This is a genomic window from Micrococcus sp. Mcc89, from assembly GCF_024519795.1.
Taxonomy (GTDB): Bacteria; Actinomycetota; Actinomycetes; order Actinomycetales; family Micrococcaceae; genus Micrococcus; species Micrococcus luteus.
Map to the genome: position 1 here is coordinate 1 of NZ_JALJRI010000105.1, position 15,094 is coordinate 15,094.

14 protein-coding genes and 1 tRNA gene are annotated in these 15,094 nt (G+C 72.5%); 9 read left to right on the forward strand and 6 right to left on the reverse strand.

Annotated elements, in window-relative coordinates:
* From NR072_RS09805 to NR072_RS09815, 3 genes are all read left to right on the forward strand, one after another.
* The coding region (locus NR072_RS09805; protein ID WP_256837056.1) for an ATP-dependent Clp protease ATP-binding subunit at positions 1-1,906 on the forward strand (1,906 nt) is incomplete at its 5' end.
* 326 nt (positions 1,907-2,232) lie between these two features.
* Positions 2,233-2,415 (forward strand): Rv0909 family putative TA system antitoxin, encoded by a 183-nt coding sequence (locus tag NR072_RS09810; RefSeq protein ID WP_041104640.1) that lies wholly within the window; start codon positions 2,233-2,235, stop codon positions 2,413-2,415.
* Between the two features lie 96 nt (positions 2,416-2,511).
* On the forward strand, positions 2,512-3,027 hold the full coding sequence (locus tag NR072_RS09815) for an amino-acid N-acetyltransferase (protein ID WP_206451333.1): 516 nt from the start codon (positions 2,512-2,514) through the stop codon (positions 3,025-3,027).
* A 37-nt stretch (positions 3,028-3,064) separates the two neighbouring features.
* On the opposite strand, the gene NR072_RS09820 is transcribed toward NR072_RS09815, so the two are convergent.
* A complete protein-coding gene (locus tag NR072_RS09820; RefSeq protein ID WP_206452208.1) occupies positions 3,065-3,997 on the reverse strand; it encodes an A/G-specific adenine glycosylase in 933 nt (310 codons plus the stop codon).
* Positions 3,998-4,038: 41 nt separating this feature from the next.
* Between NR072_RS09820 and NR072_RS09825 the strand changes: the two genes are divergently transcribed.
* Positions 4,039-4,872: a hypothetical protein gene (locus NR072_RS09825; protein ID WP_256837057.1), complete on the forward strand. Its 834-nt coding sequence runs from the start codon at positions 4,039-4,041 to the stop codon at positions 4,870-4,872.
* Between the two features lie 13 nt (positions 4,873-4,885).
* Here NR072_RS09825 and radA read toward each other — a convergent pair whose 3' ends face one another.
* The gene (gene radA / locus NR072_RS09830; protein WP_256837058.1) at positions 4,886-6,322 is read right to left on the reverse strand and encodes a DNA repair protein RadA; all 1,437 of its coding nucleotides are present in this window, start codon (positions 6,320-6,322) and stop codon (positions 4,886-4,888) included.
* An 89-nt stretch (positions 6,323-6,411) separates the two neighbouring features.
* Positions 6,412-7,581, reverse strand: coding sequence for an aromatic acid exporter family protein (locus NR072_RS09835; protein WP_060974249.1), 1,170 nt, complete (start codon positions 7,579-7,581; stop codon positions 6,412-6,414).
* Between the two features lie 226 nt (positions 7,582-7,807).
* Between NR072_RS09835 and pstS the strand changes: the two genes are divergently transcribed.
* The 4 genes from pstS (at position 7,808) to pstB (ending at position 12,087) form a co-directional block, all read left to right on the forward strand.
* Positions 7,808-8,947, forward strand: a complete 1,140-nt coding sequence (pstS, locus tag NR072_RS09840; RefSeq protein ID WP_063189973.1) for a phosphate ABC transporter substrate-binding protein PstS — start codon at positions 7,808-7,810, stop codon at positions 8,945-8,947.
* Between the two features lie 134 nt (positions 8,948-9,081).
* Entirely contained in the window at positions 9,082-10,038 is a 957-nt protein-coding gene (pstC, locus tag NR072_RS09845; RefSeq protein ID WP_049147798.1) for a phosphate ABC transporter permease subunit PstC, read from the forward strand.
* Position 10,039: 1 nt separating this feature from the next.
* Entirely contained in the window at positions 10,040-11,221 is a 1,182-nt protein-coding gene (gene pstA / locus NR072_RS09850; protein WP_256837062.1) for a phosphate ABC transporter permease PstA, read from the forward strand.
* A gap of 86 nt (positions 11,222-11,307) precedes the next feature.
* Positions 11,308-12,087, forward strand: a complete 780-nt coding sequence (gene pstB / locus NR072_RS09855; RefSeq protein ID WP_250162026.1) for a phosphate ABC transporter ATP-binding protein PstB — start codon at positions 11,308-11,310, stop codon at positions 12,085-12,087.
* A gap of 92 nt (positions 12,088-12,179) precedes the next feature.
* Here pstB and NR072_RS09860 read toward each other — a convergent pair whose 3' ends face one another.
* The 3 genes from NR072_RS09860 to NR072_RS09870 form a co-directional block, all read right to left on the reverse strand.
* On the reverse strand, positions 12,180-13,205 hold the full coding sequence (locus tag NR072_RS09860) for an inorganic phosphate transporter (protein WP_256837064.1): 1,026 nt from the start codon (positions 13,203-13,205) through the stop codon (positions 12,180-12,182).
* A 15-nt stretch (positions 13,206-13,220) separates the two neighbouring features.
* The gene (locus NR072_RS09865) at positions 13,221-13,847 is read right to left on the reverse strand and encodes a hypothetical protein (protein WP_036314859.1); all 627 of its coding nucleotides are present in this window, start codon (positions 13,845-13,847) and stop codon (positions 13,221-13,223) included.
* 139 nt (positions 13,848-13,986) lie between these two features.
* A complete protein-coding gene (locus NR072_RS09870) occupies positions 13,987-14,661 on the reverse strand; it encodes a hypothetical protein (RefSeq protein WP_256837066.1) in 675 nt (224 codons plus the stop codon).
* Positions 14,662-14,819: 158 nt separating this feature from the next.
* Between NR072_RS09870 and NR072_RS09875 the strand changes: the two genes are divergently transcribed.
* Positions 14,820-14,892, forward strand: a tRNA-Lys gene (locus tag NR072_RS09875).
* The last annotated feature ends 202 nt before the right edge of the window (positions 14,893-15,094 follow it).

The window sequence follows — 15,094 nt, forward strand, 5'->3', positions numbered from 1 at the left end:
GCTCATCGGCGAGCCCGGCGTCGGCAAGACCGCCGTCGTCGAGGGCCTGGCCCAGGCGATCGACCGCGGCGACGTCCCGGAGACGCTCAGGGACAAGCAGCTCTACTCGCTGGACCTCGGCTCGCTCGTGGCCGGCTCCCGCTACCGCGGCGACTTCGAGGAGCGCCTGAAGAAGGTGCTCAAGGAGATCCGCACGCGCGGGGACATCATCCTGTTCATCGACGAGATCCACACCCTCGTCGGGGCGGGTGCGGCCGAGGGCGCGATCGACGCCGCCAGCATCCTCAAGCCGATGCTGGCCCGCGGTGAGCTGCAGACCATCGGCGCCACCACGCTGGACGAGTACCGCAAGCACATCGAGAAGGACGCCGCGCTCGAGCGCCGCTTCCAGCCGATCCAGGTCGCCGAGCCGTCCGTCGAGGACGCCACGGAGATCCTGCGCGGCCTGCGGGACCGCTACGAGGCGCACCACAAGGTCTCCATCACGGACGGCGCGCTCAAGGCCGCCGCCGGCCTGGCGGACCGCTACGTCTCCGACCGGCACCTGCCGGACAAGGCCATCGACCTGATCGACGAGGCCGGAGCGCGTCTGCGCATCCGTCGCATGACCGTCCCGCCGGAGATCAAGGCCTACGAGTCCCGGATCGCGGAGGTGCGCACCCAGAAGGAGGCCGCCATCGACGGCCAGGACTTCGAGGGCGCCGCCCGCCTGCGGGACCAGGAGCAGCAGCTCGAGGACGAGCGTCGCGAGAAGGAGCAGGCGTGGCGCACCGGCGCGGACGCCGACGTCGCCACGGTGGACGAGGACCTCATCGCCGAGGTGCTCTCCAAGTCCACCGGCATCCCGGTGTTCAAGCTCACCGAGGAGGAGACGGACCGCCTGCGCAACATGGAGGAGGAGCTCCACCGCCGCGTGATCGGCCAGGACGAGGCGATCAAGTCCCTGTCCCGCGCCATCCGCCGCACCCGCGCGGGCCTGAAGGACCCGAACCGCCCCTCGGGGTCGTTCATCTTCGCCGGCCCCACCGGCGTCGGCAAGACGGAGCTGGCCAAGTCCCTCGCGGAGTTCCTCTTCGGGGACGAGGACGCGCTCATCACGCTGGACATGTCCGAGTTCCAGGAGAAGCACACCGTCTCGCGTCTGTTCGGTGCCCCTCCCGGCTACGTGGGCTACGAGGAGGGCGGCCAGCTCACCGAGAAGGTCCGCCGCCGTCCGTTCTCCGTGGTGCTGTTCGACGAGGTGGAGAAGGCCCATCAGGACCTGTTCAACTCCCTGCTGCAGATCCTCGAGGACGGTCGCCTGACCGACTCGCAGGGCCGTGTGGTGGACTTCAAGAACACCGTGATCATCATGACCACGAACCTCGGCACCCGGGACATCTCCAAGGGCGTCATGACCGGCTTCCAGTCGGCCACGGACACCACCACCGGGTACGAGCGGATGAAGGGCAAGGTCAAGGAGGAGCTGCGCCAGCACTTCCGCCCCGAGTTCCTCAACCGTGTGGACGACGTGATCGTGTTCCCGCAGCTGCAGAAGCACGAGATCGTGGAGATCGTGGACCTGTTCGTCTCCCGCCTCGGCAAGCGCCTGGCGGAGCAGGATCTGTCCATCGAGCTCACCCAGTCCGCCAAGGATCTGCTCGCGGACCGCGGCTACGATCCGGCCATGGGCGCCCGCCCGCTGCGCCGCACCATCCAGCAGATGGTGGAGGACCAGCTCTCGGAGAAGATCCTCTTCGGTGAGATCCCGGCCGGCTCCCTCATCACCGTGGACGCCACGGGCGAGGGGGAGGGCGCCGAGCTGACGTTCACGTTCTCCGGCGGCCGGGAGGCCCTGGAGGGTGCGGACCTGGCCGAGCTCGAGCCCGGTGCCGGCGATCCGGTGGACGCCGACCGCTCCGCGTGACCCGCGGGGCCTGACCCACGACGCCGGACCGCGCGTCCGGTGGCCACGGCCCGTCGCCCCTCCCCCTCGGGAGGAGGCGGCGGGCCGTCGTCGTGCCCCCGCGGGGACGTCGGGGCCGAGGTCCGCGACACCGCCGCCGGCATCAAGGACGGCCTCGCGAAGGACCGCTGAACCGGCCCGCCTCCCCGCAGACGCGAGAGGGGTTCCCTCGCGGCGGGATCGGTGCCACTGTGGTCTGTGACCGCTCGACGGTGGTCCTGTCTCCGCTTCGGCCCGGCACTCGCCGGGACGGCTGCGGAGCAGCCCCGAGAAGAAGGAGGCCGCCCATGGGTATCGGTGACCTGAACAACCTCGCAAACCAGCACTCGGACAAGATCGACGAGGCCGTGGACAACGCTCAGGAGCAGCACGGCGACAAGCTCGGCGAGCACGGCGACACCGTGAACAAGGGTGTCGACGGCGCGCAGGAGAAGTTCCTGTCCGGGGACGAGGGCGAGCAGCAGGCCTGAGCCTGCCGTCGACGCCGCGGGAGCCCCCGCCCGGTCCGCCGGGACGGGGGCTCCCGTCTGTCCGGGGTCGGGATGTCCGTGCCTAGACTGGACCCCATGCCTGCCGACCGCCCCCTCACCCTCCGCTCGGCGCGGACCCAGGACGTGCCGGTCATCCAGGCGCTCGTGGAGCCGCTGGCGCAAGAGCGCGTGCTGCTCCAGAAGGAGGCTGTGGCCTACTACGAGGCCATCCAGGAGTTCGTGGTCGCCGAGGAGGCGGACGGGACCCTGGCCGGCTTCGGCGCCCTCCACGTGATGTGGCAGGACATCGCCGAGGTCCGCACCCTCGCCGTCTCGGAGGCCCACCGGGGGGCCGGCGTCGGGCACCTGGTCATCGAGGAGCTGCTGGACCGTGCGCGGGCCGTGGGCGTCGAGCGGGTCTTCTGCCTGACCTTCGAGGTCGAGTTCTTCCGCCGGCACGGTTTCGAGGTGATGGCGGACCAGTCCGTCGTGGACCCGGAGGTCTACGCGGAACTGCTGCGCTCCACGGACGAGGGTGTCGCCGAGTTCCTGGACCTCGCCCGGGTCAAGCCGAACACGCTCGGCAACACGCGGATGATCCGCCGCCTCTGATCCGCCGCACCGCGGGCCGCCCCGTGCCCCGGCGAGGTCAGTCCGGGAAGGTGAGGCCGCCGTCGTCGTCCCGGGCCAGCAGCCCGTCCGACACGAGCCCGGCGACGCACCGCGCCCACTGCGCGTCGTCGGGGCGGTGCGACCCGAGCCGCCCCCCGGCCACGACGACGGCGGGCACCTCCGCCTCGGCCACGCGCCCGTGCTCGCGGACGGCGGCCATCACGGCCCCGCGCACCTGACGGTCCGTGCCGGCCCAGGCCTGGCCGCGCGGCACCTCCACCGGCGGCGGGGAGCCCGCTGCGACCCACGCGCACGTCTCCGCCAGCGGGCAGCGGTCGCAGGCGGGGGAGCGGGCGGTGCAGACGAGGGCCCCGAGTTCCATGACGGCCGCGTTCCACGCGTTGGCGCGGGCGGGGTCCTCGGGCATGAGGGCCTGGGCGCGGCGCATCTCGGCGCGGGTCAGCGACCTGCCGGGCAGGGCCTCACCCGCGACCGCGCGCGCGATCACCCGGCGCACGTTGGTGTCCACGACGGTCTCGGGGACGCCGAACGCGAAGCTCGCGACCGCCGCGGCCGTGTACTCGCCGACGCCGGGCAGGGCGCGCAGGGCGGCGGGGTCGGCCGGCACCCGGCCGTCGTGGCGCTCGACGACGGCCCGGGCGGCCTCCTGGAGGCGCAGGGCCCGGCGCGGGTAGCCGAGCCGGTCCCAGGCCGTGAGCACGTCTGCGGTGGGGGCGGCGGCCAGGTCCGCGGGGGTGGGCCAGCGCTCCAGCCACTCCCGCCAGCGGGGCAGCACCCTCACGACCGGCGTCTGCTGGAGCATGATCTCCGAGACGAGCACGCCCCACGGGGAGCAGTCCGGGCTGCGCCAGGGCAGGTCTCGGGCGTGGACGGCGAACCAGCCCAGCACCGCGTCGTGCAGGCGCGGCACGTCCACCGTGGGCGGGACGAGGGGGGCGGGCGCGGGCATGGCGTCCACTGTAGGGTGCGCCGCCGCCTACCCTGGATCGCATGCCGTCTCGTCCGACTTCCCCCGGGTCGAAGCCGTCCCCCGCCGTCTACCGCCGCCGGCGGCTCGTGGCCGCCCTGCTCGCCCTCGTGCTCCTGGTCCTGGTGGGGTGGGCCGTCGTGGCGCTCGTCCGCGCCGGGATCGGCGCCTTCTCCTCCGAGGACGCCGCCCCCTCCGCCGCCCCGACGCCGGTGCACTCCCCGTCGCCCGCCCCGGCCACGGACGCCGAGTCCGGCTCCGCCTCGCCCACCGTGGCCGTCGAGGACGCGGCCGAGTGCCAGCGCTCGGACCTGCGGATCGCCGCCTCCGCGGACCGGTCCGAGTACCAGCGGGGCGAGGAGGCCGAGCTGCGCCTGGGCATCACGAACCTCTCCTCGACCCCGTGCCGCACGGATGTGGGCACGGCCCGGCAGGAGTTCACGATCCGCACGGTCGAGGGCGACGACGTCTTCTCCACCCGCATCTGCCAGGCGGACCCCGCGGAGGCCCAGCGGGTGCTGTACCCGCACGAGGAGCTCACCGCCGTGTACCGCTGGTCTGGCCGCGCCTCGAGCCAGGACTGCGGCCGCCTCGGCGCTCTCGCCGAGCCCGGGCCCCATCTGCTGACGGTCAGCCTCGGCGACGTCACCTCCCGCCCCGTGGCGCTGAAGATCCTCGAGGAGCTCGCCCCGGGGGCCCAGGACGGCGGCTCCTCGGCCACCCCCTCCTCGAGCGGCAGCGCCTCCCCGTCGGGGTCCGCCTCCCCGTCGGGGTCCGCCTCGCCGTCCCCGGCGTCGGCCTCGCCGTCCGCGGCACCGGCGACGACCACCGACCCGTCGCCGTCGCCGTCTCGCTGAACCGGGTGCGCCGTCAGCGGCCGGGGCCGGCGTCCGGATGCGTGGCTGGGCCGCCGCCCGTCCACGTGGGGATCGTGGCGAGGGCCTCGCCGATCGAGCCGACCTCCGCCACCGTGAAGCCCGCCGGGACGTCCCCGAGCGACTCGGGGGAGCGGGGGACCAGGGCGCGGGTGAAGCCCAGCCGCGCGGCCTCGCGCACCCGTCGCCCGATGCCGGGCACCGGGCGCACCTCCCCGGCCAGCCCGAGCTCGCCGACCGCGATCATCCCCTGCGGGACGGGGGCCGAGAGCTTCGCCGAGGCCACGGCGACGGCCACGGCCAGGTCCGAGGCGGGCTCCGAGAGCCGCACGCCGCCCACGGTGGCCACGTAGCAGTCGTCCTGGGCGAGGGCGAAACGGGCCCGGCGCTGGAGCACGGCCAGGAGCATGTTCACGCGCGCCGCGTCCACCCCGGAGACGGTGCGGCGCGGACTGCCGCCGGCGGACGGGGTGAGCAGGGACTGCACCTCGGCCACGAGCGGGCGCCGGCCCTCGAGCGTCACCGTCACGCACGTGCCCTCGACCGGCTCCGAGACGCCCGAGAGGAACAGACCGGAGGGGTCGTCCAGGGACTCGATGCCGTCCTCCCGCAGGTCGAAGCAGCCGACCTCGTCCGTGGGCCCGAAGCGGTTCTTCACCGCACGCACCAGGCGCAGCCGTGAGTGGCGGTCCCCCTCGAACTGGCAGACCACGTCCACGAGGTGCTCGAGCAGCCGCGGGCCCGCGATGGTCCCGTCCTTCGTCACGTGGCCCACCAGGACCGTGGTGATCCCCTTCTCCTTGGCCGTGTGGATGAGGCTGGCCGCCACCTCGCGCACCTGGCTGACGCCCCCGGCGATCCCGTCCACCTCGGTGGACTGCAGCGTCTGCACGGAGTCCACGATCACCAGCTCCGGGTCCGTCCGCTCGATCTGCCCCAGCGCCCGGCCCAGGTCCGTCTCCGCCGTCAGACGCAGGGTGTCCGCGATCGCCCCGATCCGGTCCGCCCGAGAGCGCACCTGCGCCGCCGACTCCTCGCCCGTCAGGTACAGCACCGAGCGCGGGCCGCCGCCGCCCGCGCCGCGCGCCGTCTGGGCGGCCACGTCCAGCAGCAGCGTGGACTTGCCGATGCCCGGCTCGCCGGCCAGCAGGATCACCGCGCCCGGCACGAGGCCGCCGCCGAGCACGCGGTCCAGCTCGCGCACCCCCGTGGAGCGGAACGAGGCCAGCGTGGCGTCCACGTCCGCGATGCGCGGCGCGACCTCCGCGACCGTGGCCGCGCGCGTGCGACCGGTGGTGGACGTCAGCCCGATCTCCTCGACCGTGCCCCACGACTGGCACTCCCCGCAGCGGCCGACCCACTTCACGGTGGTCCAGCCGCACTCGGTGCAGCGGTATCCGGGGGCACGCTTCGGGGCGGTCTTGGTGGCCATGCGCCCACTCTAGGAGCCGGGGCGGACGCGTTAGCCGGCCCGCGGGCGGCCCCGACGTCGACCGCCGGGGCCGCGCGCCGCCGTCGGGCTCAGACGCGGGGCAGGTAGGCCCGCGCCTCGTCGTGCTCGGCGCCCGTGGCCTCGATGAGGTCCACCATCATGGGCCGCAGCAGCATCACGAGCGCCTCGCCGTGCACGGACCCGCCGCCCAGCTGGTGCGGGTCCAGCGCGGACGCGGACGCCCCCAGGGCGTCCCGCGCCACGGACAGCGAGCGGTGGCGGCCCTCGGCCTGCGGCTCCACGAGGGAGCGGTGCAGGATCTCGACGGCGTCCGCGGCGTCGTCGAACCAGGCGGCCAGGCGCTCGCGGTCGTCGTCGTCGAACACGCCCTCGTCCAGGACCGAGACCACCCGCCGGGCCACGATCCGCAGGGAGCGCACCGCCAGGTCCGAGCGATCCGCCGCGTTCACCGCGTCGTCCACGAAGGAGCGCGAGGAGCGGTGCAGCGGGTTGAACACGGTCTGCTCATGCGTGACGCGCAGCTCGTTGCGCAGCGCCTCCAGCGTGGTGTGCGTGCCGCGGCTGGCCACGAGCGCCATCCACGCGGTGCGGGAGTCGTCGTCCCGCAGGGCCCGGGAGAGGTCGCGCAGCACCGTGGCGATCGAGTTGTAGAGCCCACCCAGCTGACGCACCGCGGGGCGTCGCACGTCCTGGGGTGAGAGGAACGTGACGAGCAGGGCCAGGACGCCGCCCACGATCGCGTCCTGGCTGCGGACGAACGGCCCTCCCGCGCCGATGGGCAGGAGGACCACGAGGACGGACTGCAGGGACATCTGCATCGTGAACGTGGCGCCGGAGTCCAGGAACCGGGCCACCATCACGGACACGAACACGACCACCGAGGCCTGCCACAGGCCGCGGCCGAGCCCGACCATGAGCAGGTCCCCGATCAGGATGCCGACGGTGCAGCCGACGGCGACCTCGGCCACCTTGCGCAGCTTCGGCTCCCGTTGGAAGCCGAGGGCGATCAGCAGGGCGGTGGAGGCGAACAGGGGCTGCTGGTGGCCCAGGATGGTCTCCGCGAACCAATAGGCGCCCACCGCGCAGACCGCGACGAGGGCGGCCTGGCCCACGGAGGAGCGGACGCGGGACCAACCCGCACGGGCGCGCCGACGCAGGAAGCGGCCGAGGCGCTCCCCGCGGGTCTGGGGGTCGACCATCGGCACCGTGCCCGTGGCGGTGGCGAAGCGGTCCGTCATGCGGCCAGCCTAGTCCGACGCCGCGGAGCCCCCGCCGTGCGAGGCTCAACCAAGCATTGTGACCCACGGCACAGCTCATTCCTGCGAATGCCGCTCCCGTTCACCATCTGTTCACCCCGGCCGAGCACTCGATTCACCTCTGGACCGTACGGTCGGGTGCGGTGCAGAACCGGGCCAGCCGGACGCTCTGCCCTCACCGTCGTCATCCGATTGAAAGAGGCTCTTCGTGAAGGCTCACCGCTTCGGCCGCTCCGCCGCCCTCCTGTCCGTGGCCGCCATCGCCCTGACCGCCTGCTCCTCCGCGGACAGCGGCAACGGCGGCTCCGATGCCTCCGGCTCCGCCGGCGGCTCCGATGCCTCCGGCTCCGCCGGGGGCGAGCAGGGCACCACCTCCGAGGTCCAGGGCAACCTGGTCGGCGCCGGCGCCTCCTCGCAGGAGGCGGCCATGACCGCCTGGACCCAGGGCGTCACCGAGACCGCTCCGAACCTGACCGTGCAGTACTCCCCGGACGGCTCCGGTGCCGGTCGTGAGAAGTTCCTCGCCGGCGCCACCTCCTTCGCCGGCTCCGACGCGGCCCTCAAGGAGGAGGAGGCTGAGTCCGCCAAGGAGAACTGCGGCGACGAGGGCGCGTTCCACGTGCCGGCCTACATCTCCCCGATCGCCGTGGCCTACAACCTGCCGGGCGTCGATGAGGTCAAGATGGACGCCGAGACCATCGCCAAGGTGTTCTCCGGCGAGATCAAGAACTGGAACGACGAGGCCATCGCCGCGCAGAACGAGGGCGTCGAGCTGCCCGACACCCCGATCACCGTCGTGCACCGTTCCGACGACTCGGGCACCACCGAGAACTTCACCGCCTACCTCACCGAGGCCGCCGGCGATGCCTGGTCCTATGACGAGGTCGAGACCTGGCCGTCCGACATCACCGCCGAGTCCGCCCAGGGCACCAAGGGTGTCGTGGGCCTGGCCTCCCAGACCGAGGGCGCCATCACCTACGCCGACGCCTCCGCCGTGGGCGAGCTGGGCACCGTGTCCGTGAAGGTCGGCGAGGAGTATGTGAAGTACTCCGCCGAGGCCGCGGCCGCGACCGTCGAGAAGTCCGAGGCCAAGGAGGACGGCTCGATCGAGCTCGACCGCGCCACCGACGAGTCCGGCGTGTACCCCGTCGTGTTGGTCTCCTACCACATCTACTGCAACCAGTACGAGTCGCAGGAGACCGTGGACCAGGTCAAGGCCTTCGCCGAGTACGTCGTGTCCGAGGACGGTCAGAAGACCGCCGAGGAGTCCGCGGGCAACGCCCCGATCTCCGAGGACACCCGCAAGAAGGCCATGGAGCGCATCGAGGCCATCTCGGTCAAGGGCTGATGTCGCTTCTTGTCGGCTGACCCGCCGCCGCTTCGGCCGCCGGGCCCCACGGGCCCGGCGGCTGAAGCCGCGTCAGGGCTCTCGTTCGTCGCGGCCCGTCCATCACCACGCACGTCGATCTGAGGGAAGGCACTGTGTCCTCAACCACCAACGAGGCGGCACCGAAGCCGTCCAGCCTGCGCGGCCCCCGCCGCGGAGCCGCCGGAGACAAGCTCCTCTCCGGCGGGGCCCTGGCGGCCGCCGTCCTGATCCTGCTCGTGCTCGCCTTCGTGGCGGTCTTCCTCCTGACGGAGGCATGGCCTGCCCTGCAGCCGGGTGCGGAGCTCGTGTCCGCGGACTCCTTCTTCCAGTACGTGTGGCCGCTCATGGCCGGCACCGTGATGGTGTCGATCATCGCTCTGCTCATCGCCACCCCGGTCGCGATCGGTGTCGCCCTGTTCATCTCGCACTATGCGCCCCCGCGCATCGCGCAGTCGGTGGGCTTCGTGATCGATCTGCTGGCCGCGATCCCCTCCGTGGTCTACGGCGTGTGGGGCTGGCTGACGCTCGCTCCGCTGATGGTGCCGATCTACGGCTGGCTCAACGAGAACCTGGGCTTCATCCCGTTCTTCGGCGGCTCGGCCACCACCACGGGCCGTACCCTGCTGACCTCGGGCGTCGTGCTGGCCGTGATGGTCCTGCCGATCATCACCGCGCTCTGCCGTGAGATCTTCACCCAGACCCCGAAGCTCCACGAGGAGGCCGCGCTCGGCCTCGGCGCCACGCGCTGGGAGATGATCAAGATGACCGTGTTCCCGTTCGCCCGGGCCGGCATCATCTCCTCGATCATGCTCGGCCTCGGCCGCGCGCTCGGCGAGACCATGGCGGTCACCATGGTGCTCTCCGGCGGTGTCTTCTCCTGGTCGCTCGTGGAGTCCGGCAGGAACCAGACGATCCCGTCGGAGATCGCGCTCAACTTCCCCGAGGCGTTCAACATGCGCCTGCACGAGCTGATCGCTGCCGGTCTCATGCTCTTCATCATCACCCTGGCGGTGAACATGATCGCCCGCGCGATCGTGAACAAGCACAAGGAATTCTCGGGAGCCAACTGACATGAGCACTGTCTCGACTTCTCCCCGGGCCACCGAGGACAGCGTGACGCCGCGGCGTCATTCCCTGACCGAGGGTCAGAAGCCCGGCTGGACCTGGATGGCCGTCGCAGCTGCCGCGGCCGTCGTCGCCGCCGGCCTGACCGTGCTGCTCAGCGGCGCCTTCAACGTCGTCGGTTTCGTGATCATCGCCGCCATCCTCTACATCGCGGGGCTCTACGTGGCCACCCGCGTGATGGAGAACCGGCGCCGCGCCGCAGACGGCCTGTGCCGCAACCTCGTGTGGCTGGCGTTCCTCGTGGCCCTGGTGCCGCTGGTCTCCGTGCTGTGGTCGGTCCTCTCCGCCGGTCTGCCGACCCTGATCGCCAACCCGCAGATCATGGCGTACGACATGACGGGCATCACCGGCATCGACGACTCGGCGTGGGTGGAGGACGGCAAGCCCGCCGGCGGGCTCGCGGGCGGTTTCGGCCACGCCCTGATCGGCACCGTCGTGATCACGATCATCGCGACCCTGATCTCCGTGCCGATCGGCATGCTCACCTCCATCTACCTGGTGGAGTACAGCCGCGGCGGCTGGTTCTCCCGGGCCATCGTGTTCTTCGTGGACGTCATGACCGGCACCCCCTCGATCGTGGCCGGCCTCTTCGCCTACGCCGCGATCACGTGGGTCCTGACCCTGGTCACCGGCAGCAAGTCCACCGCACTGCAGTCCGTGCAGATGGGCCTCACGGCCGCGATCGCCCTCTCGGTGCTGATGATCCCCGTGGTCGTGCGATCCACGGAGGAGATGCTCCGTGTGGTGCCCAACGAGCTGCGCGAGGGCGCCTACGCCCTCGGCGTGCGCAAGTGGCAGACCATCGCCAAGGTGGTCCTGCCCACCGCGATCTCCGGCATCGCCTCCGGCGTCACCCTGGCCATCGCCCGCGTGGCGGGCGAGACCGCGCCGATCCTCGTGACGGCCGGCTTCGCCACCAGCATCAACTGGAACCCGTTCGACAACTGGATGACCGCGCTGCCGGTGTACATCTACCGCCAGCTGGTCGCCCCGACCTCGCCCACGGCGGCGGACCCCTCGACCGCCCGCGCCTGGGCAGCCGCCCTGCTGCTCGTGACCATCGTCATGCTGCTCAACCTGGCGGCACGGTTCATCGCCAAGGCGTTCGCCCCCAAGAAGGGCCGGTGAGGCCCGGCCGCCCGGAATCCCCCGGGCGGCCGGCCCCGGCCCCGTCGCACCCCCCCAGAGACTTCCACGAAGGAACAGAACCACTCATGTCCAAGCGCATCCAGGCCATCGACGTCGATGTCTTCTACGGCAAGTTCAAGGCCGTCGAGGGCGTCAACATCGACATCGCCCCCCGCTCCGTCACCGCCTTCATCGGCCCCTCCGGCTGCGGCAAGACCACTTTCCTGCGCAGCATCAACCGCATGCACGAGGTGCTCCCCGGCGCCACCGTGGACGGCCAGCTCCTGCTCGACGGCGAGGACATCTACGGGCCCGGTGTGGACCCGGTCCGCGTCCGTTCCCAGATCGGCATGGTCTTCCAGCGCCCGAACCCGTTCCCCACGATGTCCATCCGGGACAACGTGCTGGCCGGCTACAAGCTCAACGGCACCCGCCTGAACAAGTCCCGTGCGGACGAGCTCGTGGAGAAGTCCCTGAGCGGCGCCAACCTGTGGAACGAGGTCAAGGACCGCCTCGACAAGCCCGGCTCCGGCCTCTCCGGCGGTCAGCAGCAGCGTCTGTGCATCGCCCGCTCCATCGCGGTGCAGCCCGACGTGATCCTCATGGACGAGCCCTGCTCCGCGCTCGACCCGATCTCCACCCTCGCCGTCGAGGACCTGATCAACGAGCTCAAGGAGGAGTACACGGTCATCATCGTCACGCACAACATGCAGCAGGCCGCGCGCGTGGCGGACAAGACCGCGTTCTTCAACATCCAGGGCGTCGGCAAGCCCGGCAAGCTGATCGAGTACGACGACACCAACGTCATCTTCAACAACCCCTCGAGCCAGCAGACCGAGGACTACGTCTCCGGCCGTTTCGGCTGAGCCGCCCCGCGCTCCGTCCCCGACCCCGTCCGGCCGCACGCCGGGCGGGGTCGCGGCGTCTGCGGGGCCGGGCGTCGTCGTCGGGCGCGGCCTCAGGCCAGCGGGACGAGGGCCAGCGTGCCGAGGAGGCCGAGGAGCGCGCAGGCCACCGGCGTGAGCACCCACCAGCCGACCACGCGCAGCACGGTGGGCCAGCGCACGGACGCGTAGGTCTGCGTCTGGCCGGCGCCCACGATGGCCGCCGTCGCCGTGTGGGTGGAGGACAGGGGCAGGTGGAACACCAGGGAGCCGACGAACAGCAGGCCCCCGGGGATGACGGCGGCCACGGACGCCCGCAGGGGGTCGAGGCGGACGAGACGCTCGGTGAGGGTCCAGGCGATCCGCCAGGCGCCACCCAGCGTGCCGAGCCCGACCGCGAAGGCGAACAGGAACGCGCCCCCCACGAACTCGGCCGTCAGGGCGTCCGGCGCCAGGACGGACCCGGACCCCACCAGCACGGCGGCCCACAGCACCCCCATGCGCTGACCGGCCTGCAGGCCGTGGCCCATGGCCATGGCGCTGGCGGAGATGCCCAACGCGACGCGGGCCCGGTGCTGGACGTTGACCGTGGTGCCCCGGGTGGCGAGCCGCATGGCGGGGGCGGTGAGCAGGCGGGCGAGCGCCCACGCGATCAGGGGCGAGAGCAGCAGGCTGAGCAGCACCTCGGCGCGGACGAGGTCGAAGATGGTGTGGGCGACGTCGACGTCCAGGCTCAGACGTACCGCGAGGTGGCTGCCCGCCAGCGCGGAGATCAGCGCGTGCGTGCTGGAGCCGGGCAGGCGCCGCCACCACAGCAGCAGACCCCACGCGAGGGTCACCGCGCAGGACACGCCCACGGCCAGGGGGCCGATCTCGCTGCGCACCGCGGGCGAGGTGAAGTAGTGCACGCTCAGCGTGATGAGCCCGATGCCCAGCAGGGCGCCCACGGTGTTGACCGCTCCGGTCAGGAGGAGGGCCCCGCGCGGGGTCAGCGCCCGGTACCGGACAGGCAACGCCGCGGCGTTGGGGGCGTCGCGGAACCCCATCAGCGCGCCGACGGCGCACAGCAGAACGAGGACGACGGCGAGCCCCGCGGTCACGGCGCCTCCACCGGCTCAGGACTCACGGACGAGCACCATGCCCAGGTCCATGTTCACGCGGGAGAGGGCCTCGAGCGCCGCGTGCAGCGCCCAGGCGACCTCGCGCTGGCGGTTGTAGTCGCGCTGCAGCAGGTCCATGCCGAGATCGGCGAGCCACTCGACCATGATCCGCTCCGTGCGGCGGGAGGCGCGCAGCAGCTGCATCCACGTGGCCTCCAGGGCGTCGAGGTCGCGCATCTCGGCGGCGCCGCGGGCGAGCAGCTCGGCCTGCCGCCCCACGGTCTCGAGGACGTCGAGGGCGTGCGTCGGCAGCTCCTCGAGGTCGGCCCGCTGGATCAGCACGCCCGCCGACACGACGCGCCGGGTGGTCGCGTGCACGCCGCTGGCCAGCCGGTAGAGGTCCTGACGGGGCAGCGGAGTCACGTAGGCGCTGCGCAGCGCGGTGAGGAAGGCCATGAGGGTGGCGCTCGAGGACGAGTCGAGCTCCTCGAGCTCACGGGCGGCACGGTCCGCCTCGGGTCCGCGGGTCCCCGCGACCTGGGCCACCAGATGCACGGACCGGTGCAGGGCCTCGGCGAGGTCCGCCATGTGGCGCAGCGCCGGGGTGTCGCGCGTGACGAGCCAGGGCATGCGGGGGGACATGGGCAGCGGTCGCTCTCTCGTCGACGGGTGGCGAAGGGGTCGACGACGACGCCGGACCGGGAACGCCTCTCGGCGGAAGGCCGCTCGCAGCGGCTATGTGTTGGAGCCCGGGGTTACCAGCGGCCCGGCGCCGTCCCCTTCAGTCTAGCGATCCGTCCCGAAACGCTCGACCCGCCGCCTCCAGGGCGTCGGCGGTGCTGACCAGGCGCGCGGCCCGGCGGGTGAGGGCGGCGGCGCGGTCCGGGGCGGCGGCCTCGGAGCCCTCGGCGTGCTCGACCTGGCCCAGGGCCACGACGCGGGCGTAGGCCGCGGCGCGCTCGAACGCGACGTCGATCTCGGAGCGGTAGGCGCCCGTGAGGATCGTGTCCGTGAGGCGGCGCAGCTCGGCCGGCCCCGGCGGCTCGACGGCGCCCGCCACGACGCGCGAGGCGTAGGCGGCGTGCCCGGCGCGGTACCAGGCGGCCCAGCGTTCGCCGTCGCGGGCCGTCGCCTCCTGGAGCGCGTACAGGCGCCACAGGGCGCCGGCGAGCGAGACGGGCGGGGCGTCCGCCCACAGCTCGGCGAGCGTCTCGACGCCGAGCTCGCGGACCAGCCCGACCAGCCGCTCGACGACGGCCGGGTCCTCCTCCGCGCGGCCGCCGGCCACGAGGGCGTGGGCCAGGCGCGAGGCCGCCGCGGCCACTTCCTGCGGGTCTTCGCCGCCGGCGAAGTGCGTGAGCTCCTGCGGCTCCGAGAGGCGGGGCCGGTGCGGGCGCAGCACGCCCGAGGCGCTCGAGCTGGCGCCGCGGCCGGCGGGCAGGCGGTGACGTGCCATGGGCGGGCTCCCTTCGAGGGCGCATCGGGGTGGGGATGTGGTCGCCGGAGGCGGCGGCCCCGTCCACGGTAGTGCCCCGGACGCCTGGGCTACCATCGGAGGGCACCCGTGAGGGTCGCCGTCGTCGGCCGCACGCCGTCGTCGTCGGCCGCGGGTGAGGGCCTTTAGCTCAGCTGGCAGAGCATCGGACTTTTAATCCGCCGGTCGCGGGTTCGATCCCCGCAGGGCCCACCCCGCGCACAAGGCTCGAATCCTTGCCAATGGAATCGTTGGCTGGGGTTCGGGCCTCGTCGTCGTTGTGGGTCCAGTTGAGCGCGTTGGCGTTGACCTCGGGGTCGAGGAGCATCTCGAAGGGCCGGTTGTTCTCTACGCGGAGTTGGGTCTGCCGTGAGTTTGGTTGACATCTGATCTGTGGTCCCGGGAGGGACTGCTG

Coding starts and splice junctions, on each gene's coding strand:
- NR072_RS09870 (WP_256837066.1), bottom strand. CDS start 14,661: ATGGCACGTCACCGCCTGCCCGCCGGCCGCGGCGCCAGCTCGAGCGCC.
- radA (WP_256837058.1), bottom strand. CDS start 6,322: ATGGCCACCAAGACCGCCCCGAAGCGTGCCCCCGGATACCGCTGCACC.
- pstB (WP_250162026.1), top strand. CDS start 11,308: ATGTCCAAGCGCATCCAGGCCATCGACGTCGATGTCTTCTACGGCAAG.
- NR072_RS09835 (WP_060974249.1), bottom strand. CDS start 7,581: ATGACGGACCGCTTCGCCACCGCCACGGGCACGGTGCCGATGGTCGAC.
- NR072_RS09820 (WP_206452208.1), bottom strand. CDS start 3,997: ATGCCCGCGCCCGCCCCCCTCGTCCCGCCCACGGTGGACGTGCCGCGC.
- NR072_RS09865 (WP_036314859.1), bottom strand. CDS start 13,847: ATGTCCCCCCGCATGCCCTGGCTCGTCACGCGCGACACCCCGGCGCTG.
- NR072_RS09815 (WP_206451333.1), top strand. CDS start 2,512: ATGCCTGCCGACCGCCCCCTCACCCTCCGCTCGGCGCGGACCCAGGAC.
- pstA (WP_256837062.1), top strand. CDS start 10,040: ATGAGCACTGTCTCGACTTCTCCCCGGGCCACCGAGGACAGCGTGACG.
- NR072_RS09810 (WP_041104640.1), top strand. CDS start 2,233: ATGGGTATCGGTGACCTGAACAACCTCGCAAACCAGCACTCGGACAAG.
- NR072_RS09825 (WP_256837057.1), top strand. CDS start 4,039: ATGCCGTCTCGTCCGACTTCCCCCGGGTCGAAGCCGTCCCCCGCCGTC.